Source organism: Curtobacterium sp. MCLR17_031 (genome assembly GCF_003234775.2).
In the GTDB taxonomy this organism is placed as follows: Bacteria; Actinomycetota; Actinomycetes; order Actinomycetales; family Microbacteriaceae; genus Curtobacterium; species Curtobacterium flaccumfaciens.
In genome coordinates this window covers 3,491,399-3,514,976 of sequence record NZ_CP126270.1, presented here as the reverse complement: position 1 = coordinate 3,514,976, position 23,578 = coordinate 3,491,399, and the positions used below count along the sequence as shown (strand labels likewise).

23 protein-coding genes are annotated in these 23,578 nt (G+C 71.4%); 19 read left to right on the top strand and 4 right to left on the bottom strand.

Features of this window, described 5'->3' with window-relative positions:
- Positions 1 to 33 precede the first annotated feature (33 nt).
- The 7 genes from DEI96_RS16585 (at position 34) to glmM (ending at position 8,740) form a co-directional block, all read left to right on the top strand.
- Positions 34 to 1,170: an FUSC family protein gene (locus DEI96_RS16585; RefSeq protein ID WP_146244986.1), complete on the top strand. Its 1,137-nt coding sequence runs from the start codon at positions 34 to 36 to the stop codon at positions 1,168 to 1,170.
- 76 nt (positions 1,171 to 1,246) lie between these two features.
- The gene (gene truA / locus DEI96_RS16580; RefSeq protein WP_111023290.1) at positions 1,247 to 2,155 is read left to right on the top strand and encodes a tRNA pseudouridine(38-40) synthase TruA; all 909 of its coding nucleotides are present in this window, start codon (positions 1,247 to 1,249) and stop codon (positions 2,153 to 2,155) included.
- Positions 2,152 to 2,895, top strand: coding sequence for an MBL fold metallo-hydrolase (locus DEI96_RS16575; protein ID WP_111023291.1), 744 nt, complete (start codon positions 2,152 to 2,154; stop codon positions 2,893 to 2,895). The genes truA and DEI96_RS16575 overlap by 4 nt, the downstream gene beginning before the upstream one ends.
- 84 nt (positions 2,896 to 2,979) lie before the next feature.
- A complete protein-coding gene (locus DEI96_RS16570; RefSeq protein ID WP_111023292.1) occupies positions 2,980 to 6,045 on the top strand; it encodes an ExeM/NucH family extracellular endonuclease in 3,066 nt (1,021 codons plus the stop codon).
- 329 nt (positions 6,046 to 6,374) lie between these two features.
- Complete coding sequence (rplM, locus tag DEI96_RS16565) at positions 6,375 to 6,821, top strand: 50S ribosomal protein L13 (protein WP_027466717.1); 447 nt, start codon at positions 6,375 to 6,377, stop codon at positions 6,819 to 6,821.
- A gap of 37 nt (positions 6,822 to 6,858) precedes the next feature.
- Positions 6,859 to 7,344, top strand: coding sequence for a 30S ribosomal protein S9 (gene rpsI, locus DEI96_RS16560; protein WP_017885499.1), 486 nt, complete (start codon positions 6,859 to 6,861; stop codon positions 7,342 to 7,344).
- Positions 7,345 to 7,366: 22 nt separating this feature from the next.
- Complete coding sequence (gene glmM, locus DEI96_RS16555) at positions 7,367 to 8,740, top strand: phosphoglucosamine mutase (protein WP_111023293.1); 1,374 nt, start codon at positions 7,367 to 7,369, stop codon at positions 8,738 to 8,740.
- 93 nt (positions 8,741 to 8,833) lie between these two features.
- On the opposite strand, the gene coaA is transcribed toward glmM, so the two are convergent.
- Together coaA and DEI96_RS16545 are read right to left on the bottom strand one after the other, a co-directional pair.
- Positions 8,834 to 9,778 (bottom strand): type I pantothenate kinase, encoded by a 945-nt coding sequence (gene coaA / locus DEI96_RS16550; protein ID WP_111023294.1) that lies wholly within the window; start codon positions 9,776 to 9,778, stop codon positions 8,834 to 8,836.
- Between the two features lie 105 nt (positions 9,779 to 9,883).
- A complete protein-coding gene (locus DEI96_RS16545) occupies positions 9,884 to 10,369 on the bottom strand; it encodes a glutathione peroxidase (RefSeq protein ID WP_111023295.1) in 486 nt (161 codons plus the stop codon).
- A gap of 70 nt (positions 10,370 to 10,439) precedes the next feature.
- On the opposite strand from DEI96_RS16545, the gene glmS reads away from it, so the two are divergent.
- The 10 genes from glmS (at position 10,440) to DEI96_RS16495 (ending at position 19,037) form a co-directional block, all read left to right on the top strand.
- A complete protein-coding gene (gene glmS / locus DEI96_RS16540; protein WP_042537488.1) occupies positions 10,440 to 12,287 on the top strand; it encodes a glutamine--fructose-6-phosphate transaminase (isomerizing) in 1,848 nt (615 codons plus the stop codon).
- Positions 12,288 to 12,295: 8 nt separating this feature from the next.
- On the top strand, positions 12,296 to 12,691 hold the full coding sequence (locus tag DEI96_RS16535; protein WP_111023296.1) for a holo-ACP synthase: 396 nt from the start codon (positions 12,296 to 12,298) through the stop codon (positions 12,689 to 12,691).
- Positions 12,688 to 13,791: an alanine racemase gene (gene alr / locus DEI96_RS16530; RefSeq protein ID WP_071406148.1), complete on the top strand. Its 1,104-nt coding sequence runs from the start codon at positions 12,688 to 12,690 to the stop codon at positions 13,789 to 13,791. Before DEI96_RS16535 ends, alr (DEI96_RS16530) begins: the two co-directional genes overlap by 4 nt.
- Positions 13,788 to 14,954 (top strand): alanine racemase, encoded by a 1,167-nt coding sequence (gene alr / locus DEI96_RS16525; RefSeq protein WP_181440532.1) that lies wholly within the window; start codon positions 13,788 to 13,790, stop codon positions 14,952 to 14,954. The genes alr (DEI96_RS16530) and alr (DEI96_RS16525) overlap by 4 nt, the downstream gene beginning before the upstream one ends.
- Positions 14,951 to 15,460, top strand: coding sequence for a tRNA (adenosine(37)-N6)-threonylcarbamoyltransferase complex ATPase subunit type 1 TsaE (gene tsaE, locus DEI96_RS16520; RefSeq protein ID WP_220039119.1), 510 nt, complete (start codon positions 14,951 to 14,953; stop codon positions 15,458 to 15,460). Before alr (DEI96_RS16525) ends, tsaE begins: the two co-directional genes overlap by 4 nt.
- 62 nt (positions 15,461 to 15,522) lie before the next feature.
- A complete protein-coding gene (locus DEI96_RS16515; protein WP_307803932.1) occupies positions 15,523 to 15,915 on the top strand; it encodes a GNAT family N-acetyltransferase in 393 nt (130 codons plus the stop codon).
- Positions 15,916 to 15,935: 20 nt separating this feature from the next.
- Positions 15,936 to 16,571, top strand: a complete 636-nt coding sequence (gene tsaB / locus DEI96_RS16510; protein ID WP_111023321.1) for a tRNA (adenosine(37)-N6)-threonylcarbamoyltransferase complex dimerization subunit type 1 TsaB — start codon at positions 15,936 to 15,938, stop codon at positions 16,569 to 16,571.
- Positions 16,568 to 17,113, top strand: coding sequence for a ribosomal protein S18-alanine N-acetyltransferase (gene rimI, locus DEI96_RS16505; RefSeq protein ID WP_111023299.1), 546 nt, complete (start codon positions 16,568 to 16,570; stop codon positions 17,111 to 17,113). Before tsaB ends, rimI begins: the two co-directional genes overlap by 4 nt.
- Entirely contained in the window at positions 17,100 to 18,155 is a 1,056-nt protein-coding gene (gene tsaD, locus DEI96_RS16500) for a tRNA (adenosine(37)-N6)-threonylcarbamoyltransferase complex transferase subunit TsaD (RefSeq protein ID WP_111023300.1), read from the top strand. Before rimI ends, tsaD begins: the two co-directional genes overlap by 14 nt.
- Before the next feature lie 96 nt (positions 18,156 to 18,251).
- On the top strand, positions 18,252 to 19,037 hold the full coding sequence (locus DEI96_RS16495) for a DUF4190 domain-containing protein (RefSeq protein ID WP_111023301.1): 786 nt from the start codon (positions 18,252 to 18,254) through the stop codon (positions 19,035 to 19,037).
- Between the two features lie 39 nt (positions 19,038 to 19,076).
- Here the strand turns inward: DEI96_RS16495 and DEI96_RS16490 are convergent, their stop codons facing one another.
- Positions 19,077 to 20,279: a class I SAM-dependent methyltransferase gene (locus DEI96_RS16490; protein WP_111023302.1), complete on the bottom strand. Its 1,203-nt coding sequence runs from the start codon at positions 20,277 to 20,279 to the stop codon at positions 19,077 to 19,079.
- A gap of 160 nt (positions 20,280 to 20,439) precedes the next feature.
- Here DEI96_RS16490 and groES point away from each other — a divergent pair, with 160 nt between their 5' ends.
- Together groES and rarD are read left to right on the top strand one after the other, a co-directional pair.
- Positions 20,440 to 20,736, top strand: coding sequence for a co-chaperone GroES (gene groES, locus DEI96_RS16485; protein ID WP_017885484.1), 297 nt, complete (start codon positions 20,440 to 20,442; stop codon positions 20,734 to 20,736).
- A 164-nt stretch (positions 20,737 to 20,900) separates the two neighbouring features.
- A complete protein-coding gene (gene rarD, locus DEI96_RS16480) occupies positions 20,901 to 21,863 on the top strand; it encodes an EamA family transporter RarD (protein ID WP_181242998.1) in 963 nt (320 codons plus the stop codon).
- 153 nt (positions 21,864 to 22,016) lie between these two features.
- Here rarD and DEI96_RS16475 read toward each other — a convergent pair whose 3' ends face one another.
- Positions 22,017 to 23,345, bottom strand: coding sequence for an ABC transporter substrate-binding protein (locus tag DEI96_RS16475; protein WP_111023303.1), 1,329 nt, complete (start codon positions 23,343 to 23,345; stop codon positions 22,017 to 22,019).
- Positions 23,346 to 23,578 lie beyond the last annotated feature (233 nt).

Genomic DNA, 23,578 nt, shown 5'->3' with positions numbered 1-23,578 from the left:
ACACCGACTGCTCGGCGTACCGTCACGGGCCGGGTGCGACGGAAGGAAGTCATGGCGTTCCAGCACGTTGCGGGTCTGGGGACCCGTGTCTGGCGGTGGAGCCGGACCTCGGGCACACAGCCGCGCCTGCTGCACGCCGGCAAGGCCGCCGCCGCCGCGGTGATCGCCTGGTTCGTGGCGCGGCACATCCCGGGCGTCGCGGCCGAGTACCCGTACTACGCACCACTCGGCGCCGTCGTCGCGATGCAGACGACGGTGTTCGCGGGCATCCGGAGCGGTGTGCAGACCCTGGTCGGGATCGCCCTCGGCATCCTCATCGCCGCGTTCACGATGTGGGTCGGCGATCCCGGCTTCCTCGCGATCGCGCTCGCGGTCGGCGTCGGGGTGCTGGTCGGCGGGTTCCGCGTGCTGGGCGAGGGCAGCTCGTGGGTGTCCACCGCGGCGCTCTTCGTCCTGCTCGTCGGCGGCGCCAACGCCGAGGGGTACTCGCTCGGGTACCTCGTGCAGATGGCGGTGGGCGTCGTGATCGGGTTGCTGGTCAACTTCCTCGTGTTCCCGCCGCTGCACTTCTGGGACGCCGAACACCGCATCGACGCGGTGAACGGCGTGCTGGCGGACCACCTCGACGGGCTGGCAGCCGTGCTCGAGGAGGGCAAGCGCGACGAGAAGGCGTGGGACCACCAGCAGGACCGCCTGGACCGCGCGATCGCGGACGTCCGGTCGCGGGTGGCGATCGCGCACGAGAGCCGCCGACTCAACCCCCGTGGTGCACTGCGCGGGTCCCGAGCGCGGCTCCAGAAGGACGGCGGACGCTTCCGCGCACTGGAGCGGGTCGCCTGGTACACGACCGACCTCACCGAGCTCGTGGCACGCTCCGGCCCGGTGTCCGAGGGCGTCGGGCGTCCGGACCCCGCGTTCGCCACCCCCATCGCCGAGGCACTGCGGAAGATCGCCAGCACGATCCGCGGCGACTCCCCGGAGGACCAGGCCGAAGAGGCCATCGCACGACTCGAGAGCGCGCTCGACGCATCGCGCGAGAACCCCTCGCACGTCGCGGTCACCTCGGCCGCGCTCGTCGCCCTGCGCGGGATCGTCGAGTCCGAGCGACGCGCCACCGACGACCTCGACACCCGGACCGGTCCGTCGGCGTTCGGCCGCCCGCGCGGCTGAGCGGGTACGGGCGGCCGCCGTCCGGCAGACCGAGCGCGGGCCGGGAGGCACCGATCACCCCCGCTACGGTGGTCACGTGGACGAGACGGTCGGCTTCCAGGACCCCGACAGCCCGGGCGACGTGCGGCTGCGGCTGGACATCGCCTACGACGGGGCGGCGTTCTCCGGTTGGGCCCGACAGCCCGGGCTCCGGACCGTCCAGGGCGCCCTCGAGGCCGCACTCGCCACCGTGTTCACCCGCTGGGGCGAACCGCCGTTGCTCACCGTCGCCGGACGCACCGACGCCGGGGTGCACGCCACCGGGCAGGTCGCGCACCTGGACCTGTCGGCAGAACAGTGGGCAGCGTTGACCGCCAAGCGCGGGACGGGCCGATCACCGCTCGACGGGCTGCTCAAGCGGGTCAACGGCATCGCGGCACCCGAGGGGGACGTCGTCGTCACCGGTGCCTCGGTGGCACCCGACGGGTTCGACGCTCGGTTCTCCCCGCTCTGGCGCCGGTACGAGTACCGGATCGCGGACGCCGACGCCCCGCGCGATCCACGTCGTCGTGGGCACACGGTCTGGCACGCGGCGCGGCTCGACCCGGCAGCGATGGAGCGCGGTGCGCTGACGTTGCTCGGGCTGCACGACTTCGCGACGTTCTGCAAGCCGCGCGAGGGGGCGACGACCATCCGGACGTTGCAGCAGTTCCGCTGGGACCGCGAGCCGGACGGCGTGCTGGTGGCGCGCCTCCAGGCGGACGCCTTCTGCCACTCGATGGTGCGGGCCATGGTCGGCGCGACCATCGCCGTGGGCGAGGGCCGCTTCGGCCCGGACCGCCTCGAGGAACTGCGCGTCGCCGAGGAACGCACGAGCGCCTTCAAGACGGCGCCGGCGAAGGGACTGACCCTGACCGAGGTGGGCTACCCGGCGGACGCGGAGCTCGCGGAGCGGGCGGAGCAGACCCGGGCCCGACGGTCGGTGGACGGTACCGTCGAGGGATGAGCCCGCGCGAACCCCGTTCCGTCGTGTCCGTCGCCCCCGGAGTCGTCTTCGTCGAGGGTCCGGTGTCCAACTGGGTGGTGCTGGCCGAGGAGGACGGCGTCGCGCTGATCGACGCCGGCTACCCGGCCGACACCGACCTCGTGCTCGACACGGTGCGCGCCGCCGGGCACGACCCCGCCGACCTCCGACGCGTCTACGTGACGCACGGACACGTCGACCACGTCGGCGGCATCCCCGGGATCCTCGAGCGGTACCCCGACGTCGAGGTGCTCGCGCACGCCGACGAGCTCGCCAACGTGCGTGGGCCGGAGCGGCAGCAGGTCACCCCGGCGGAGATCGGCGGCCGGCTCGCCAGCCCCCGCGTGCTCGCCTGGCTGGCACGGGCGATCCGCTCCGACGCCCTCCGACCCACGACCGTGCCGTCCGCTCGCGCGTTCACCGGTGCGGACTTCTCGGGTCGGGCGATCGCACCGTTCCCGGCCGTCGGCCACACCGACGGCTCGACGGCGTACCTGCTGCCCGCGGCGGACGCGATCGTCACGGGCGACGCGGTCGTCAGTCGGCACGACACCCAGCCGGGGTCGTGGGCCCCTCGGCCGCGGATGATCACGCCGTTCTTCACCGCCGACCAGGACCGCGCGCTCGAGTCGGCACGGGCGCTGCCGTTCCCGGCGCTCGTGCTGCCGGGACACGGACCGGCCGTCCGACGTGTGGGCGGGACCTGGCTGCCGATCGGCTGATGCCGCCGCGTCGCTGATGTTGTCGAACGCAATCATTTACCTCGACGCAACCTGAATGTCCCCGCAGGTCGGTAGCGTGCGGGCATGGCCAACACCCTCGGGCGCACTCTGCTGTGCGCCACGGCGGCCGCGACGCTCCTCGCGGCTCCACTCGTCACCGTCACCGCAGCGACCGCGAACCCCGAGGGGACCGACCTCGTCATCGAGGAGGCCTACCTGAAGGCGGGGAGCAAGGGCGCGTTCTACAACGAGAAGTTCGTCGAGATCGGCAACCCGACCGACGCCGCCGTGTCGCTCGACGGGTGGTCGCTGCAGTACCGCTCCGCCACGGGTACCGGCACGTTCTCGGCCAGTGCACTCCAGGGCACCGTGCCGGCGAAGGGCACCTTCCTGGTGTCGATGGCGGGCAACGGCGGGGCCACCCCGGCCGGCGAGGACCTGCCCGCCGCCGACGACACCGCGACGCTCAACCCCTCGGGCACCACGGGCACGCTCGTGCTGTCCGACGCCACCGCACCCCTGGCGCTCGCCGCCGGACCCGTCACCACCGGCACCGACGGCGTGGTCGACCTGCTCGGCTACGGCGCCTCGAACACCTTCGAGTCGACCGTGCGCACCGTGACCGGGGACAACTCCGTGCCGAACGGCCTGGTCCGTCAGGGCACCACGGACACCGACGTCAACGGTGCGGACTTCTCCGTGACGACGACGCCCACCCCGCGGAACGCCGCGGGCGAGACGACGGCACCGACCGAGCCCACGGAACCGACCGACCCGGGTGACGGCGGGACCCCCGCGCCCGGCACGCCCGCCGAGACGGTGACCATCGCCCAGCTGCAGGGCACCACGGACACCTCGCCGTACGCCGGCAAGAGCGTCACGACCGACGGCGTCGTCACCGCGGTCTACGGCACCGGCGGCTTCAACGGCTACACGATCCAGACCCCCGGCACCGGCGGCGCCATCGACCTCGGCGCCCACACCGCGTCCGACGCGGTGTTCGTCTTCTCGTCCGCCACCGCCGGCCTGGTGCACGAGGGCGACCACGTGCGGGTCACCGGCGCCGTGTCCGAGTACTTCGGCCTGACCGAGCTCACGGTGTCCGGTGCCGCGTCGCTGCAGCAGCTCGACGACACCGTCGCGGCACCGCAGCCCGCCGCGGTCGCATTCCCGTCGTCCGACGCCCAGCGCGAGTCGCTCGAGAGCATGCTCGTCGCTCCCCAGGGCGCGTACACGGTCGCCGACAACTACACGACGAACCAGTACGGCGAGGTCGTGCTCGCCAGCGGCACGAAGCGCCTGATCCAGCCGACCGAGGTCGGCCGTCCGGGCAGCGCCGAGGCGAAGGCCGTCGAGGCCGACAACGCCGCGCGCAAGGTCACGCTCGACGACGGTGCGAGCACCAACTTCCTGACCCAGGCGAACCAGGGCATCCCGGTGTCGTGGCTCACCCAGGGCCCGGTCACAGTCGGGGCCGCCGCCACCTTCACCGAGCCGGTCGTCCTCGACTACCGCAACAACGGGTGGAAGTTCCAGCCGACCGCGCCGATCACGGGTGCGACCCCGGCCGCCGACCTGCCGGCGTCGTTCTCGAAGGTGCGCCAGCCGGCACCGCAGGACGTCGGAGGCGACCTGAAGCTCGCCGGCTTCAACGTGCTCAACTACTTCCCGACCACGGGCGACGAGCTCACCGGCTGCAAGTACTACACCGACCGTGCCGGTGACCCCGTCACGGTGAACTCCGGCTGCGACGCCCGCGGTGCCGCCGAGCAGGAGGACTTCCTGCGCCAGCAGGTCAAGATCGTCAAGGCGATCAACGGCCTGGACGCCGACGTCGTCTCGCTCGAGGAGATCGAGAACTCGGTCCGCTTCGGTCAGGACCGTGACGCCGCCGTGGCGACCCTGGTCGACGCGCTCAACGCCGCCACCGGCCAGGACACCTGGGCCTACGCGAAGTCCCCGACCGTCGTGCCCGCGAGCGAGGACGTCATCCGCCTCGCCCTCATCTACAAGAAGGACCGCGTCGAGCCCGTCGGCGAGTCGACGATCCTGCTCGACGACGCGTTCACGAACGCCCGCCAGCCCGTGGCGGACGCGTTCCGCCCGGTCGGGGGCACCGCGGACGACGACTTCCTGGTGATCGCGAACCACTTCAAGTCGAAGGGCTCCGGCACCGGCGAGAACGCCGACCAGGGCGACGGGCAGGGGGCGTCGAACGCCGACCGCGTCGAGCAGGCGAAGGCCCTCGTGACCTTCTCCACCGACATGCAGGAGCAGTACGGCACCGACAAGGTGTTCATGCTCGGCGACTTCAACGCCTACAGCAAGGAGGACCCGGTGGTGGTCCTCGACGAGGCCGGCTACACCGACCTCGGCCCGGCGCTCGACAGCACCGAGTACTCGTACGTGTTCTCCGGCCTGAGCGGCTCGCTCGACCACGTCTTCGCATCGAAGGCCGCGCTCGAGACGGTCACGGGCGTGGACATCTGGAACATCAACTCGGTCGAGTCGGTGGGCCTGGAGTACAGCCGCTACAACTACAACGCGACGAACCTGTACAACGACGACGTGTACCGGGCGAGCGACCACGACCCGATCCTGGTCGGGCTCGACCTTGACGCCGCAGGCACCGACCCGGGCACGGACCCGACGCCGGGGCCGACCCCGACGCCGACGCCGACCCCGACTCCGGTGCCGCCGGTCGACGGGATCACCCCGCCGGTTGCTCCGGTGGCGCCGTCGGAGTCGCTGTTGACGGAGGCGAACCGTGGTGGGGTGTCGGCTCCGGCGACCGCTCGTGCGGGGGAGACGATCACGGTGACGGTGGGTACTGCGTCTGCCGGTGACGTCGTCAGCGTGTGGTTGTTCTCGGAGCCGACGCTGATCGGTACCGCTGTGGTGGCTGCTGACGGGACGGTGCGGGTGACGATCCCGGCGGACACGGTGGCTGGTGCGCACCGGTTGGCGGTGACGGCTGCGAACGGGAGCCTGATCGGGTGGACCCCGATCACGATCACCGTGGAGGGGCAGCTCGCGTTCACGGGTGCTGCGGGCCTCGGTGCCGGTGCGTTGGTGGCGTTCCTGCTGCTCGCGGCGGGTGCGGGTGTGCTGGTCGTCCGTCGCCGCAGGACCGCGGCCGCCGCGGGGTAGTCCCCACTCCCCACGGGCGCACTTGGTGAGCAGGAATGGTCGGGTCCGCAGTGGGGACCCGACCGTTGCTGCTCACCATGCGCGGTGGGGGTGCCCCAGGGCGGACGGGAGGCGCGGTGCGGGGCCGCCCCGCGCCTCCAGGCCGGCAGTCGGCCGCGTTTGACCGACGTACCCCACGTCGGCTAAGCTCTCACCTTGGTCTGTGCGCCCCGCGCGCGGACAGTCAGATGAGCCCTCCAACCGAGGTGTTCCCCGTGCTTCTGCTCGTGGAACTCCCGACCGGAGTGGGATTCACGGACTCCTCACCTCGACACGAAAGCAGCACTCCTGTGACTCGCACGTTCTCACCGAAGCCGGCAGACGTCCAGCACGACTGGATCGTCATCGACGCCACCGACGTCGTCCTCGGCCGTCTCGCCACCCACGCCGCGGCGCTCCTGCGCGGCAAGCACAAGGCCACCTTCGCCCAGCACATGGACATGGGTGACTTCGTCATCATCGTGAACGCCGACAAGGTCGCCCTGACCGGTTCGAAGCTCGCGAAGAAGGTCTACTACCGTCACTCGGGTTACCCGGGCGGCCTGACGGCGACCTCCTACCCGGAGATGCTCGAGAAGCACCCCACCCGCGCCGTCGAGAAGGCGATCCGCGGCATGCTGCCGAAGAACACCCTCGGCCGCGAGCAGCTCAAGAAGCTGAAGGTCTACGCCGGCGCGGAGCACCCGCACGCCGCGCAGCAGCCCAAGCCGTACATCTTCGACCAGGTCGCACAGTAGTTCCGGCCACGACGACTTCAAGGACACGAAAAAACTCATGGCTCAGATCGCTGATTCCCTCGACCAGACCCCGGAGAGCTTCACCACGGAGAGCGCACCCGCCGCTGCCGAGGCCGCTCCCCGTCAGATCCTCAACGTCTCCGGCGGTGCCGTCGGGCGCCGCAAGGAGGCCATCGCGCGCGTCCGGCTCGTCCCGGGCTCCGGCACGTTCGTCGTGAACGGCCGCACGCTCGAGGACTACTTCCCGAACAAGCTGCACCAGCAGCTCATCAACGACCCCTTCAAGGTGCTCGAGCTCCTCGGCTCGTACGACGTCGTCGCCCGCATCACCGGTGGCGGCCCCTCGGGTCAGGCCGGCGCGCTCCGCCTCGCCATCGCCCGCACCCTGAACGAGATCGACCGCGAGAACAACCGCGCGGCCCTCAAGAAGGCCGGCTTCCTCACCCGTGACGCCCGCGTCATCGAGCGCAAGAAGGCCGGTCTCAAGAAGGCCCGCAAGGCTTCGCAGTTCTCGAAGCGCTAGTCGTCACCGGCTGAAGATCGCAATGCCGCGTCTGTTCGGTACCGACGGGGTTCGTGGTCTCGCCAACGGCGAGCTGACGGCCGCGCTCGCACTGGGTCTTGCCCAGGCGAGCGCGGCCGTCCTCACACACGGACACCATGCCGACGCCCGCCGGGCGTCGGGTCGACCGCGCCCGCGCGCGGTCCTCGCGCGTGACCCGCGCGTCTCCGGCGAGTTCCTCGGTGCCGCCGTCGCGGCCGGGCTCGCCTCGGCCGGCGTCGACGTGCTCGACGCCGGGGTCATCCCCACGCCCGCCGCGGCGTTCCTCGTCGCGGACATCGACGCCGACTTCGGCGTGATGATCTCCGCATCGCACAACCCCGCTCCCGACAACGGGATCAAGTTCTTCGCCACGGGTGGCCGCAAGCTGCCGGACGAGGTCGAGGACCGCATCGAAGCGGCCATGCACGACCACTCCGCACCCACCCCCACCGGCATCGACGTCGGGCGCATCTCGCGGTTCGCCGACGCCGAGGACCGCTACGTGGTGCACCTGCTCGCCACGCTGCCGCACCGACTCGACGGCATCCACGTCGTGCTCGACTGCGCCAACGGTGCCGCCGCCGGCGTCTCGCCCGAGGTGTTCGTCAACGCGGGTGCCCGCGTGACGCTCATCGGCGCCGACCCCGACGGCTGGAACATCAACGACGGCGTCGGTTCGACCCACATCGACAACCTCGCCCGCGCGGTGCTCGAGCACGGTGCCGACGTCGGCATCGCGCACGACGGCGACGCGGACCGCTGCCTGGCGGTCGACGCCGCGGGCAACGCGATCGACGGCGACCAGATCATGGCGATCCTCGCGCTGTCCCTGCAGGAGCGCGGACGACTGAAGGACGACACCCTCGTCGCGACGGTCATGTCGAACCTCGGGCTGAAGCGCGCCATGGCCGACGCGGGCATCACCGTGATCGAGGCCGGCGTGGGCGACCGCTACGTGCTCGAGAAGATGACCGAGGGCGACTACTCCATCGGTGGCGAGCAGTCCGGCCACATCATCTTCAACGAGTTCGCCACCACGGGTGACGGCATCCTGACCGGGCTGCACCTGGTCGCCGAGATGGCGCGCACGGGCAAGACCCTGCAGGAGCTCGCCTCGTGCATGACGGTGTTCCCACAGGTGCTGCTCAACGTCCGGGGCGTCGATCGCCACGGGCTCGCCGACCAGGGCGTGCAGGACGCCATCGCCGCCGCCAGCGAGGCACTCGGGGACAGCGGCCGTGTGCTGCTCCGTCCGTCGGGCACCGAGCCGGTCGTGCGCGTGATGGTCGAGGCTGCCTCGCAGGACGATGCCCAGCGCATCGCCGAGGAGCTCGCCGCCGTCGTGCAGGACCGCCTGGCGCTCGACGCCGCGTAGGTTCCTCTCCGCTGGACACCGGTGTTCGCCGGTTGAACACGCGCAGAACGCGGTTCAGCTCGCGAACACCGGTGATCCGCTGTCCCCGTCCGCTCAGATCTTGCGGAGCAGGACCGAGTTCACCTTGTGGTTCGCGCCCTTCTTCAGCACCAGGGTGGCGCGGGAGCGCGTGGGCAGCACGTTCTCGATCAGGTTCGGCTCGTTGATCGCCCGCCAGACGTCGGTCGCCGTCCGGACCGCGTCCTCGCGCGAGAGCGAGGCGAACCGGTGGAAGAACGAGTCGGGGCTCGAGAACGCCTCTTCCTGCAGGGCGAGGAACCGGTCGACGTACCAGGACTCGATGTCCTTCGTCTTCGCGTCCACGTAGATCGTGAAGTCGAACAGGTCGGACAGCGCGAGCCGCCCGTGCACCGGCGGCGCCAGCACGTTCAGGCCCTCGACGATGAGCACGTCGGGCTGCCGGACGACGATCTCGGCATCGGGCACGATGTCGTAGACCAGGTGCGAGTAGTACGGCGCGCGGACCTCGGTCGCCCCGCTCTTCACCTGGCTCACGAAGCGCAGCAGGGAGCGGCGGTCGTACGACTCCGGGAAGCCCTTGCGGTCCATGATCCCGCGGCGCTCGAGCTCGGCGTTCGGGTACAGGAAGCCGTCGGTCGTCACGAGCTCCACCCGCGGGGTGTCCGGCCAGCGCTTCGTCAGCTCGCGCAGCAGACGGGCGACGGTGGACTTGCCGACCGCGACGGAGCCCGCGACGCCGATGACGAACGGCGTGCGTCCGGCGCGCTCCCCGAGGAACCGGCTCGTCTCGGCGTGCAGGTTGCGCGCACCGGCGGCGTAGAGCGTGAGCAGGCGGGACAGCGGCAGGTAGACCTCCTGCACCTCCTGCATGTCCAACCGGTCGCCGAGACCGCGCAGCTGCACGATCTCGGGCTCGGTGAGCGACAGGTGCTCCTTCGGGGCGAGCTGGGACCACTCGTCACGCGGGATCTCCACGAACGGGGTCGGGTGCGCGACGGCGGTCTCCGAGAACGGCATGGGATCGAGCGTACAGACGGGAGGCCCGGGGCACGTGAGCCGGTCGGCTCACGTGCCCCGGGCCTCCCGTCGAGTGCTCGGTGCGCGTCCGCAGGACGCGGCGCGTCAGGCGGGGAGGGCCGCCTCGATGGCGGCGACGACCTCGGGGGCGTCCGGCTTCGTGGTGGGGCGGAAGCGCGTGACGGAGCCGTCGGGGGCGACGAGGAACTTCTCGAAGTTCCAGGCGACCCGGCCGGCCTTGCCGTCGGCGTCCGGGGTCTCCTTGAGGGCCTGGTAGAGCGGGTGGGCGCTCTTGCCGTTGACCTTGACCTTCTCGGACATCGGGAACGTGACGCCCCAGGTGGTGGAGCAGTACTCGTCGATCGCCTCGGACGAGCCGAGCTCCTGCAGGAACTGGTTGCTCGGGAAGCCCAGCACCGTGAACCCGCGGGGGCCGTACTGCTTCTGCAGGGCCTCGAGCTGCTCGTACTGCGGGGCGAGGCCGCACCGGGAGGCGACGTTCACGACCAGTACGGCCTTGTCGGCGTAGGCGCCGAACGTGGTGTCCTCGCCGTGCAGCGTGGTGATGGCGATGTCGTCGAAGCGTCCCATGGCCGAAACGTTATCCCCACCCCCGGGACTTCGCAGGGTCGGCGTCCAGGCAGACCGTAGGATCGGTTCCATGTGTGGAATCGTCGGCTACGTCGGCAGCAACAGCAGCCAGGACGTCCTCCTCGGTGGCCTCCGTCGCCTCGAGTACCGCGGCTACGACTCGGCGGGCATCGCCGTCGTCGACCCAGCCGGAGACCTCGTGTCGGCCAAGAAGGCCGGCAAGCTCCAGGCGCTGGTCGACGAGCTCGAGTCGTCGCCGATCCCGGACGGCACGACGGGCATCGGGCACACCCGCTGGGCGACCCACGGTGGCCCGACCGACGGCAACGCCCACCCGCACCTGGCCGACGGCGACAAGCTCGCCCTCATCCACAACGGCATCATCGAGAACTTCTCCGAGCTCCGCGCCGAACTGCAGGCCGAGGGCATCGAGTTCCGCAGCGAGACCGACTCCGAGGTCGCCGCGCACCTGGTCGGACGGGCCTTCCGCGACACCGGTGACCTGACCGCCGCCATGCAGCAGGCCGTGCAGCGACTCGAAGGGGCCTTCACGCTCCTCGTCGTGCACGCCGACCAGCCCGGCGTCGTCGTCGGTGCCCGTCGCAACTCGCCCCTGGTGGTCGGGCTCGGCGACGGTGAGAACTTCATGGGCTCGGACGTCGCCGCGTTCGTCGCCTACACGCAGCGCGCGCTGTCGATCGGGCAGGACGAGATCGCCACGATCCGCCCCGACGGCGTCGACGTCATCCACTTCGACGGCACCCCGGCCACGCCGACCGAGTTCGAGGTCAACTGGGACGCCTCCGCCGCCGACAAGGGCGGCTGGAGCTCGTTCATGGCGAAGGAGATCAGCGAGGAGCCCGAGGCCGTCGCGAAGACGATCCTCGGTCGCGTCCACGACGGCGCCGTCACGCTGACCGACCTCGACCCGATCGCCGAGCGCCTGGCGACCGTCGACCGCGTCATCGTGATCGCCTGCGGCACCGCCGCCTACGCCGGCATCCTCGGCAAGTACGCCATCGAGCAGTGGGCCCGCATCCCGGTCGAGGTCGAGCTCGCGCACGAGTTCCGCTACCGCGACCCGGTGCTGAACGAGCGCACCCTGGTCGTCTCGATCAGCCAGTCCGGCGAGACCATGGACACGCTCATGGCCGTCAAGTACGCCCGCGAGCAGGGCGCGCAGGTCCTGTCGATCTGCAACACCCAGGGCGCCACGATCCCGCGTGAGTCCGACGCCGTGATCTACACGCACGCCGGACCCGAGGTCGCCGTCGCGTCGACCAAGGCCTTCATCGCCCAGGGCGTCGCGCTCTACCTGCTCGGGCTGCACCTGGCGACGCTGCGCGGCACGCTCACCACCGAGCAGATCGCCGAGCAGGTGGCCGAGCTCGAGGGCCTCGCGCCGAAGCTGCAGCAGACCATCGAGGACGCCGCCGGCATCAAGGACCTGGCCCGTTGGATGGCGGACACCCGGAGCGTGCTGTTCCTCGGCCGCCACGTCGGCTACCCGATCGCACTCGAGGGCGCCCTCAAGCTCAAGGAGCTCGCGTACATCCACGCCGAGGGCTTCGCCGCCGGTGAGCTCAAGCACGGCCCGATCGCACTGATCGAGCCGGGCCAGATCGTCTTCGTCATCGTGCCCTCGCCGCGCGACCCCCGATCGCTGCACCCGAAGGTCGTCTCGAACATCCAGGAGATCCGCGCCCGCGGTGCCCGGGTGATCGCGATCGCCGAAGAGGGCGACGCCGCGGTGCTGCCGTTCGCCGACGAGGTCCTGCGGATCCCGCTGGCGACCCCGCTGTTCGAGCCGCTGCTCGCCGTGGCACCGCTGCACATGTTCGGCATGGAGCTCGCCGCGGCCAAGGGCCTCGACGTCGACCAGCCACGCAACCTCGCGAAGTCGGTCACCGTCGAGTAGTCGCGACGGTGATCATCGGGATCGGGGTCGACGTGGTCGACCTGGAGCGGTTCGAACGGGTGCTGGAGCGCACACCGGCGATGCGGGCGCGGCTGTTCACGCCGTCCGAGCAGGTCCGTGACGGCGAACCCCGGCCGATCGCGTCCCTCGCGGCACGGTTCGCGGCGAAGGAAGCCCTGATCAAGGCCTTCGGGTCGAGTGCCGGGCTGAGCTGGCAGGACCTCGAGGTCGTGTCCGACGACCAGCGGAACCCGTCGCTCACCCTGCACCAGGTCGCCCGGCAGGTGGCGGACGCGCGTGGCGTGACGAGCGTGCACCTGTCGCTCTCGCATGATGGAGGGATCGCGACCGCGTTCGTGGTCCTGGAAGGAACAGACGTGGGCCTGGAAGGAACTCCCCGGTGAGTGCGTTCACCGGCATCACGGTCGATCGCGGAGCCCTGATCGAGAACTACGCGACCATCGCCGACCGGGTCGCCCCGGCCGGGGTCATCGCGGTGGTCAAGGCGAACGCCTACGGCCACGGGGCCCTCGACGCCGCGCAGGCCTTCGTGGACGCCGGTGCCGAGTGGCTCGGGGTCGCCGACATCGACGAGGCCGTCGCGCTCCGTCAGGGTGGCATCGACGAGGGGGTCCGGATCCTCGCGTGGCTGCACGCCCCCGACGAGGACTTCCGTCGCGCCGCGCAGTTCGACGTCACGCCAGCGGTGTCGAGCGTCGAGCAGCTCTCTGCAGCAGCCGACTCCGACGTCCGCGCCGTGCACCTGTGCGTCGACACCGGCCTGAGCCGCAACGGTGCGGTCGAGTCCGAATGGGCCGAGCTCTTCGCGACCGCGGGTGCCCTGGCCCGCGGCGGCAACCGCACCCGGGTCGAGGGGCTCATGTCCCACCTGTCGAACGCGTCGCGCACCGACGACCTCGACCAGGACGCCGCACTGCAGCGGGCGCTGGACGGCCTCGCCGCGAACGGCATCGTGCCGGACGTGGTGCACCTCGCCGCGAGTGCCGCGAGCATCGCCGTGCCGGAGACCCGCCACGACCTGTCCCGCGTCGGGCTCGCCCTGTACGGGCTGAGCCCCTTCGACGGTCGCACCTCGGCCGACCTGGGGCTGCGCCCCGCGATGCGCGTCACCGCCGCCGTGCTCCGCACCGTGCCGGTCGCCGCGGGCGACGGCGTCTCCTACGGCTACACCTGGCGCGCCGAGACGGACACCCGTCTCGCCGTGATCGGACTCGGCTACGCGGACGGCTTCGACCGCGACTTCGGCAACCGGGTCTCGGTGCGGATCGGCGACCGGACGTTCCCGGTGGTCGGACGCGTCGCGATGAACGCCATGCACGTCGACATCGGCGACGCCGACGTCCAGGTCGGTGACGAGGCGGTGCTGTGGGGCGACCCCGCGAACGGCGACCCCGCCGTCGAGGACTGGGCCGACGCCATCGGCACGATCAACTACGAGGTGGTCGCCCGGATCGGCCGCAGCGTGGAACGGAGGACGACGTGAGCTCCGCACCGCTGCGTCAGGCGCGCATCGACCTCGACGCCTACCGGGCCAACCTCGACCGTGTCCGCGAGTGGATGGACCCGGTCGCCGTGATGGCGATCATGAAGGCCGACGCCTACGGGCACGGCCTCGAGCCGATCGCGCTCGCCGCGGTCGACGCCGGCATCCGCTGGATCGGTGTGCTGACGGTGCCCGCGGCCCTGCGCCTGCGCTCGATCGGCGTCGGCGAGGACGTCCACCTGTTCACCTGGCAGCACGACCCCGACCTGGACTTCCGTGACGCCATCGACTCGGCCGTCGACCTCGGCGTCTCGAACGTCGCCGAGCTGCAGCGCATCGTCGACGCCGTCGACCAGCGACCGGCCCGGGTGCACCTCGGCGTCGACTCCGGCCTGCACCGCGACGGCGCGACCCCGGCGGACTGGCCGGCGCTCGTCGAGCTCGCCCGGGACGCCCAGCGGAACGGCCGCATCGAGGTCGTCGCCGCGTACACGCACCTGGCCGAGGCGTCCGACCACGAGGACAGCGCCGCGGTCGCCGTGTTCGACGCTGCGATCGAGATCGCCGAGGACCTGGGGCTCGACGTGCCGATGGAACACGTCGCCGCGTCGCTCGCGGGGCTGGAGCGCAAGGAGTTCCGCAAGGACATGGTCCGGATGGGTGCGAACCTGTTCGGCATCCCCGGAGCCGACGGCGTCTCGGCGGCCGACCTCGGACTCGAACCGGTGATGACCCTGACCGCGTCGGTCGCGAAGACGAAGCGCGTCCCCGTCGACACCGGCGTCTCCTACGACTACACGTACCGCACCGCGACGGAGACGACCCTGGCGCTCGTGCCCGTCGGGTACGCCGACGGGGTCCCGCGTCTGGCGCAGGGACGCATCGAGGTCGCGATCGGCGGCAAGCGCTACCCGATCGCCGGCCGCGTCGCGATGGACCAGTTCCTGGTGGACGTCGGCGAGGACGACGTGCAGACCGGCGACACCGTCGTGCTGTTCGGTACCGGCGAGCACGACGAGATGACCGTGCTCGAGTGGGGCGCGGCGCTCGAGACCATCGGTGAAGAGATCGTCTGCCGCATCGGCAGCCGTGTGCCCCGGTTCTACGAGGGCCACGACATCGAGGGGCGGGTCGGGGAGTACCTGCGGGGCGAGCGGCCGTGACCGAGTCGGCGCGCGTCCTGCTCGACACCACCGTCGACGGCACCGAGGCGATGGGGGAGCTCGGCGCCCGGCTGGCCGCCGTGCTGCGCGCTGGGGACCTCGTCGTGCTGACCGGGCCGCTCGGTGCCGGCAAGACGACCCTGACGCGCGGGCTCGGCGCTGCACTCGGCGCGCGCGGCCAGGTGTCCAGCCCGACCTTCGTCCTCGCCCGGACCCACCCGACGACCGCCGGACCCGACCTGGTGCACGTCGACGCCTACCGTCTGTCCGACCCGGTCGAGCTCGACGACCTCGACCTCGACTGGGACGCCGCAATCGTCGTCGTCGAGTGGGGCCGCGGCATGGTCGACGGCATCAGCGACAGTGTGCTCGACGTCGAGATCACGCGCGCCACCGGTGCCGATGACGCAGCTGCCGACGACACGGACCCGGACGACGTGCCCGACGAGCCCCGCCGCGTCGTCGTCACCGCCACCGGCCCGCGCTGGGAAGGCGTGGCCCTCTGACCCTGCAGCCCGTCGACGCGGGTGACGTCGAGGCGCTCCGTGCGTTCCTCGTCGGGGCGGACCTGACGCTCGCCGGGCTCGACGAGCCGACGGTCCGACTCTGGCTCGACCGCGACGACGCCGGCAGGGTGGTCGGCAGCACCGGGTTCGAGGCGAGCGCTGACGGCCTGCACGTGCTGATCCGCAGCGTGGCCGTCGCGCCGCAGCACCGCGGCTCCGGGGCCGGTACGCGCCTGGCGCGGTTCGCGATCGAGCGGGCGACCGAGGCCGGTGCGGAGCGCGCGTGGCTGTTCTCGCGCCGCTCTGGTCCGTTCTGGCAGTCGCTCGGCTTCACGCCCGCCGACCGACGGGCCCTGGCCGCCGCGCTGCCGGACACCCACCAGGTCCGCCTGTTCCGTCGGACCGGGCAACTGGAGCACGAGGTCGCGTGGTCCCGCAGGCTGCCGGTGCGCTGACCGCCGCCTACGATGGACGGGTGCTGCTCGCGATCGACACCTCCGCCGGGACCTCCGTCGCCGTCGTCGACCCGGCCACCGGCCAGGCCCTCGCGACCCGCGACACCGAGGACAGCCGCCGGCACGCCGAGGTGATCGGCCCGTTCCTCGCCGAGACCCTCGCCGAGGCCGGCATCACCGGCGCCGACGTCACCGGGGTCGTCGCCGGCATGGGCCCGGGCCCCTTCACCGGCCTGCGCGTCGGCATCGCCGCCGCCCGCACCTTCGCCGCGGCCCGCGGCGTCCCCGTCCTGCCCCTCGTCAGCCACGACGCGGTGGCCCTCGACCAGCGCGACTCGGGCACCGCCGGACCGTTCGTCGTCCTCACGGACGCACGCCGCCGCGAGGTCTACTGGAGCGCCTACGATGCCGACGGCGTCCGCGTGGCCGGCCCCGGACTCGCCAAGCCCGCCGATCTCGACGACGCGATCCGCGCCTCCCGGCCCGAAGCGGTGGGCTGGGACCGCGTGACGGTCGCGTCCATCCCGGCCTGGAGGCTCGGCTCGCTCGCCGCGGACCGGCTCGCGTCCGGTGCGGCGTTCGACCAGGACACGCCCCTGTACCTGCGCGACCCCGACGTCACGGTGCCGGGTGCGCCCAAGCGGGTGAAGCAGTGACCCTGCCGGACGGGCTCCGCCTGCGGCGAGCACACCCGCAGGACCTCGACGACATCATGTGGCTCGAGCACGTCTCGTTCCCGACGGACGCCTGGTCGGCGTCGCAGATGTCCGGTGAGCTGTACTCACCGCACGGGTACTACGTCGTGATCGAGACGGCCGACGACACGTCCGCGCCGCTGGTCGTCGGGTACGCCGGCCTCTCGTCGCTCGCGGGCAACCCGGTGGCCGACGTGCAGACCATCGCCGTCGCCGCGGACCAGCGCGGCAAGGGGCTCGGGCGGGTCCTGTTCACGGAGCTGCTCGACGAGGCCCGGCGCCGCGGTGTGCGCGAGGTGTTCCTCGAGGTGCGCGCGGACAACCCCGTGGCGCAGGCGATGTACACGGCGTTCGGGTTCGAGCACATTGCGACCCGACCGCGCTACTACCAACCGGACGGCGTCGACGCGTGGGTGATGCGGGCAGAGCTGCCCGGCCCGGACGCCGAGCGGTCGTCGGGCGTCGGACCCATCGGACAGGAGGCCCTCGGTGAGCGCGACTGAACCACTGGTGCTCGGCATCGAGACGAGCTGCGACGAGACGGGCGTGGGCATCGTGCGGGGGAGCACCCTGCTGGCGAACGTGATCGCCTCGAGCATGGACGAGCACGCGCGCTACGGCGGGGTCGTGCCCGAGGTCGCCGCACGGGCCCACCTGGAGGCGATGACCCCGACGCTGCACGAGGCGCTCGAGCGTGCCGGCGTCACCCTCGACGAACTCGACGCCGTCGCGGTGACCGCCGGGCCGGGCCTGGCGGGGGCGCTCATGGTCGGGGTGGGAGCCGCGAAGGCGCTCGCCGTGGCCACGGGGAAGCCCCTGTACGGCGTGAACCACCTGGTCGGGCACGTCGGGGCCGACGTGCTGCGCGAGGACGGCAGCGAGATCGAGCTGCCGACGATCGCGCTGCTGGTCTCCGGCGGCCACACGTCGCTGCTGCTGGTGCGGGACCTGGTCGGCGACGTCGAACTGCTCGGCGAGACGATCGACGACGCGGCGGGCGAGGCGTTCGACAAGGTCGCGCGGCTGCTCGGACTGCCCTACCCCGGCGGCCCGCAGATCGACCGGGCTGCGGCCGAGGGTGACCCGACGGCGATCCGGTTCCCCCGCGGACTGACGCTGCCGAAGGACATGGCCGCGCACCGGTACGACTTCTCGTTCTCGGGGCTCAAGACCGCCGTCGCACGGTGGGTCGAGCGCTGCCGTGACGAGGGCCGCGAGGTGCCGGTGGCCGACGTCGCCGCGAGCTTCCGCGAGGCCGTCGTCGACGTCCTGCTGACCAAGGCCCTGAACGCGTGCCGCGACACCGGCGTCGACCGGCTGCTGCTCGGTGGCGGGGTCGTCGCGAACGCCCGACTGCGACAGGTCGCCGAGGAGCGCTGCGCGGCCGCGGGCGTGCGGCTCCGGATCCCGCCGTTCGACCTGTGCACCGACAACGGCGCGATGATCGCCGCCGTCGGCGCTCGACTCGTGGCCGAGGGGCATGCTCCGAGCGACCTCGGCATCGCCGCCGACTCGACCCTGCCGGTGACGACCGTCCAGGTCTGACCAGTTCTGACCAGTTCGGCCCCGGTCCTTCTTCGGGAGCCTGTGGGAGGATTCACACGGGCGTCGGAGAGACCGGACGCCCGAGAGGGGTGGACGGTGTCCGATCAGAACGAGTGGCCGAAGCCGGGCGAGACGCCGAACGGCCCGGCGAGCGGACAGCCCGACGGCACGCCCGCCCCGGACGCCCCGCAGGCTCCTGACGCACCGCAGGCGCCGTCGGCCCCGGAAGCGCCCCAGAACCCGTACGGCCAGCAGCAGGACCCGTACGCGGCCCCGCCGCAGCAGAACCCGTACAGCGCTCCGCAGCAGCCGCAGAACCCGTACGGTCAGCCGCAGCAGCCCCAGAACCAGTACGGCCAGCAGCAGCAGCCGAACCCGTACGGCCAGCAGCAGAACCCGTACTCGGCCCCGCAGCCCCAGTCGAACCCGTACGCGCAGCAGCAGGACCCGTACGCGGCCCCGCAGCAGCAGCAGCAGAACGCGTACGGCGCCCCGCAGAACCCGTACGGCCAGCAGCAGAACCCGTACGCGCAGCCGCAGCAGCAGCCCTACGCGTCGAACCCGTACACGTACCAGCCCTACGCGCAGCGCCCGAAGACGAACGTCCTGTCGATCCTGTCGATCGTCTTCGCGTTCGGCGGCATCATCATCTGGCCGATCATCATCCTGACGAGCCCGGCCGGCGCGATCATGGGCCACATCGCCCTCGGCAAGATCAAGCAGACCGGCGAGGGTGGCCGCGGCCTGGCGCTCGCCGGCATCATCGGTGGCTGGATCCTGACGGGCCTGTTCATCTTGATCGTCGCCCTGGTGTGGATCTCGATCGCGAACGCGTCGGACTACTCCGACTACAGCTCGAACTCCGGCGCCTTCGTCAACTGACGCCGACGCGCCCGCAGCACCGCACGCGGCCCCCGGCCGTCAGCCGACCGTGTCGGTGAGCCGCTCGCACAGGATCGCCGTGTGGCGTCCCTCCAGGCGGGTGAGCACGAGCGTGACGCGACCCGACCCGCGCAACCGCAGCCGCTTGCGGAACTGCGCCGGGTCGACGTCGACGCCGCGCTTCTTGATCTCGACGGTGCCGATGCCGTCGGCGGCGAGCCGTGCGGCCAGGCGCTTGACGTCGAGCGGCATCGTGTCGAGCACCCGGAAGCCCTGCGCGAAGGGGGTCGCGACGGCGCGGTCGGCCGTGACGTAGGCGATGCCCTCGGACAGCATGTGCCCGTCGAGGCCCCGTGCCAGGTCGCCGATCAGCCGTGCGCGGATCACGGCGCCGTCGGGCTCGTACAGGTAGGCACCGAGCGGTCCGACCTCGGCATCGTCGGCGTCGGCCGCTCCGGTCATCTCGGCGATGCCGTGTGCACCGATGACGGTGGCAGCGCGGCGGATCCCGGGTCGGGCGAGGGGGCCGAACCACAGGGCGAGCTCCACGACCTCGCGGTCGACGGAGGTCCACTGCGCCTCGGCGGTGTCCGGGATCAGGTCGCGGTCGATGCCCGGTCCGAGCTTCACACCGGTCGGCGTCGACGTCGCCGCGGCGAACACGGTGTCGAGCGAGGGCGACCAGTCGTCGGGGTCGGCGAGCCGGCGGGTGTCCGAGTGGCCGGAGGTGCGTCGTGCGGGGTCCATCCACACGCCGTCCACCGAGGACAGGTCGAAGGACGCGGCATCCCCGAGCTCCACCCGCGCGTTCGGCCACACCGCGAGGTTGTGGGTCGCGACGGCCGCCGTCACCTCGTCGCGATCGACCGCGGTGACGTCGAGGTCGAGCGCCGCCATCGCCATGGCGTCCCCGCCGATGCCGCAGCCGAGGTCGGCGACACGGGTCAGCCCGGCCGCCGCGAAGCGTCCGGCGTGCTGGGCCGCGACCTGCAGCCGGGTGGCCTGCTCGAGCCCGGCCTCGGTGAAGAGCATGCGGGAGGCGAAGTCGCCGAACTTGCCGCGGGCCTTCAGCCGCAGCTTCGCCTGGGTCAGCACTGCGGCGACGAGCCGGGGATCGTGCCCCTCGGCGCGCAGCCGGGACACCACGCGGACGATCTCGCCGCCGTCGGAGACGCCCGGGGTACGGTCGAGCAGGGCCATCCCGTCGGGGGTCAGCAGTGCGGTGAGTTCGGCGGCGTCCATGCGTCGATCCTCGCAGGTGCTGCGTGTTCTCCGGATGTGCTGGCACTCGGATTGACCGAGTGCCAGAGGCCCCCTAGAGTTGGCGTTGGCACTCTCCTGTGCGAAGTGCCAACCCGGTTTTCATCTGTACCGAGTCCGTACCGAGAAAGAAGAGGTCACCGTGGCCGTCAGCATCAAGCCGCTCGAGGATCGCATCGTCATCCGCCAGGTCGAGGCGGAGCAGACCACCGCTTCCGGTCTGGTCATCCCCGACACCGCGAAGGAGAAGCCCCAGGAGGGCGAGGTCGTCGCCGTGGGTCCGGGTCGCATCGACGACAACGGCAACCGCGTCCCGCTCGACGTCGCCGTGGGTGACAAGGTCATCTACTCCAAGTACGGCGGAACCGAGGTCAAGTACTCGGGCGAGGACCTGCTGGTCCTGTCGGCCCGCGATGTCCTCGCGGTCATCGTTCACTGAGTCGAGTACTCACCACGGACGCCCCGTCCGGCCTTCGGGCCGACGGGGCGTTCGTGCGTCCGAGGCCGGTCACCCGGGTGCGCCGGTCCTGATCATCCCGCTGTCACCCCGCCTGGAGGCCCGGTGCGCGTCCCACGGTCTGCGGTCGTTCCTAGGATGGTTCCGTGAGTGAACCGAGTCCGGCGCGACCCGTCCGCAGCGAGGCATCCGTCGGCGTGGTGCAGGCCATCGTGGCCTACGGGCTCTGGGGGCTGATGCCGCTGCTCTTCGCGGCCATGGCCCCCGCGGCGGCGTTCGAGATCGTGTCGTGGCGGATCGTCTTCGGCCTGGTGTTCTGCGCGGTGGCGATCGCGGTGACCCGGTCGTGGCTCCGCACCCGCACCCTGATGGCCCAGCGTCGTGTGATGCTCGTGATGGGGCTCGCCGCCGTCCTGATCCTGGTCAACTGGACCGTCTACGTCCTCGCGACGACCACCGGCCACACCGTCGAGGCCGCGCTCGGCTACTTCATCAACCCGCTCGTCACGATCGCGCTCGGCGTCGTGGTCCTGCGCGAACGCCTGCGTCCGGCGCAGTGGGCAGCCGTCGGGCTGAGCGTCGTGGCGGTCGTCGTCATCGCGATCGGCTACGGGCAGATGCCGTGGATCTCGCTGGCCCTGGCGTTCTCGTTCGGACTGTACGGCCTGGTGAAGAAGCGGGTCGGCGGCACCGTGGACGCCCTGAGCGGCCTGACGATCGAGACCGTGTGGCTGCTGCCGATCGCGGTCGTGGCGCTCATCGTGCTCGGCGTGACCGGGCTCGGTGGTGGCGTGACGTTCACGAGCGAGGGCTGGGGACACGCGGTCATCACCGTGCTGACCGGGCCGGCGACCGCGGTGCCGCTGCTGCTCTTCGCATCGTCGGCACGGCGGGTGAGCCTGTCGACGCTCGGGCTGACCCAGTACCTGGCGCCGGTGATGCAGCTGCTCGTCGGGGTGCTGGTGCAGCACGAGGAGATGTCGGCCGGACGCTGGTTCGGCTTCGGCATCGTGTGGCTCGCGCTCGTGGTGCTGACGGCGGACTCGTTCGCCGCAGCGCGAGCGTCCCGTCGCCGGGCGCTCGCACCCACCCACGCCGAGCCGGTCTGACGGACGCCCCACGGGCCTCCAGGCCGTCCGTTGGTCCGTCCTGCTGCGGCGACGGACCCTGCCGGGCGTCCCCGCCACCCACGCGAAAGCGACAGTCCCCCACGGAAGTTCCGTGGGGGACTGTCGCTTTCGCGAGCGGTGCTGGGCTGAGCCCTACTTCTTCACCGCACCCTGGATGGCGCTCTGGTAGACCGGCTTGTTGTCGTCGTCGAACTTGTAGATGCCGATGTAGGCGGCCGACGGGTCGTTGTTCTCGTCGAACGGACCGATGCCGGACGGGCCGGTGTAGTGGATGTCCTTGCCGTCGTCCAGGAGCGTCTTGCACTCCTTGAACGTCGCGCACTCGGTGCCGCCGTCAGCACCCGACACCGCAGCCATGTTGGCCTGGATCGTGCCGGAGTCGGTGCCCTTGCCCTTCACCGCGGCGAGGGCGGCGAGGACGGTGGCGTCGTAGGACTCCGCCGCGTACGAGTAGTCGGCGAGCGTCTTGCCCGACGAGTCCTTGTAGAACGCAGCGAGCTGCTTCTTGAAGTCGTCCTTCGGCGAGGCACCGGGGATGGTGCCCTGGGCGCCGGTCAGGGTGCCCTTGTCGAAGTCCTTCGAGTAGTCCGCCGTGTTGCCGTCGGACATGTAGATCTTCGCCTCGTTGCCCTGCGACACGAGCTCCGGGATGATCGACTTCGTCTCGTCGAAGGCGAGGACGACGATCGCGTCGGGCTTCGCGGCCAGGGCCGCGGTCACCTCGGACGAGAACGTGGTCTGGCCGGGCGGGAACTCCTGGCCCTCACCCTTGCCGCCGTAGACGACCTGGCCACCCGACGCCTCGACCGCAGCCTGCACCGAGTTGCGGAGGCCGGTGCCGTACGTGTCGTTGAAGACCAGGAAGGCGACCTTCGCGTTGCCGTCACCGGTCACGAGCTGGCCGAGCGCGGAACCCTGCACCGAGTCCGGCGGTGCGGTCCGGTAGTAGTACGACGAGTAGCCGGAGAGGTCGGTCGCGGTGTTCGCGGGCGAGATCTCGACGATGCAGTTGCTCGTCAGCTGGTCGATGACGTTCAGCGTGACGGACGAGGACTCGGCGCCGATCGCGACCGGCACCTTCGCGTTGACCAGCTTCGTCGCGGCGGAGCTCGACACGGTCATGTCGTTGCTGTCGCCGGAGTCGGTCGCCGGGTCGATCGTGACGTCCTTGTCGAGGACGCCGCCCGCGGCGTTGATGTCCTTGACGGCCAGGCCGACACCGGACTCCGCCGGCGGGTTGAGGTAGGCCAGCGAACCGGTCAGGGGCAGGATCGTGCCGATCTTCAGCGCGTCCGTACCGGGGGTGTCCGGGGCCTTGCAGCTGGCGGCGGGATCCTTCTTCGCATCGCTCGACGCCGAGCTCGAGGGGGAAGCACTGCCGGTGGTGGAACACGCGGCGAGGAGGACGGCTGCTGCGCCCGCCAACGCCAGTGCCGCGGTGGCACGGGTGGTTCTGATCATCCGTGGAGCCCTTTCTCTGCGCGGAGGCTGTGCCGCTTCGGGTGAATGCGACGCCTCCACTGGATGTCGAGAAACGTAGGGTCCATGTGTTTCGCCCGTGTGACGGGGCGGTACGCAAAGGTGTTTCGTTACCGAGCCGTGACGTTCCTGTGCGCAGGGACAGGGATCGGTGCAGCAGCGACGGTGCCGGTGCGGCGACCCGACCTGCGCCAGGCGGATGGTCCGGCAGGGCG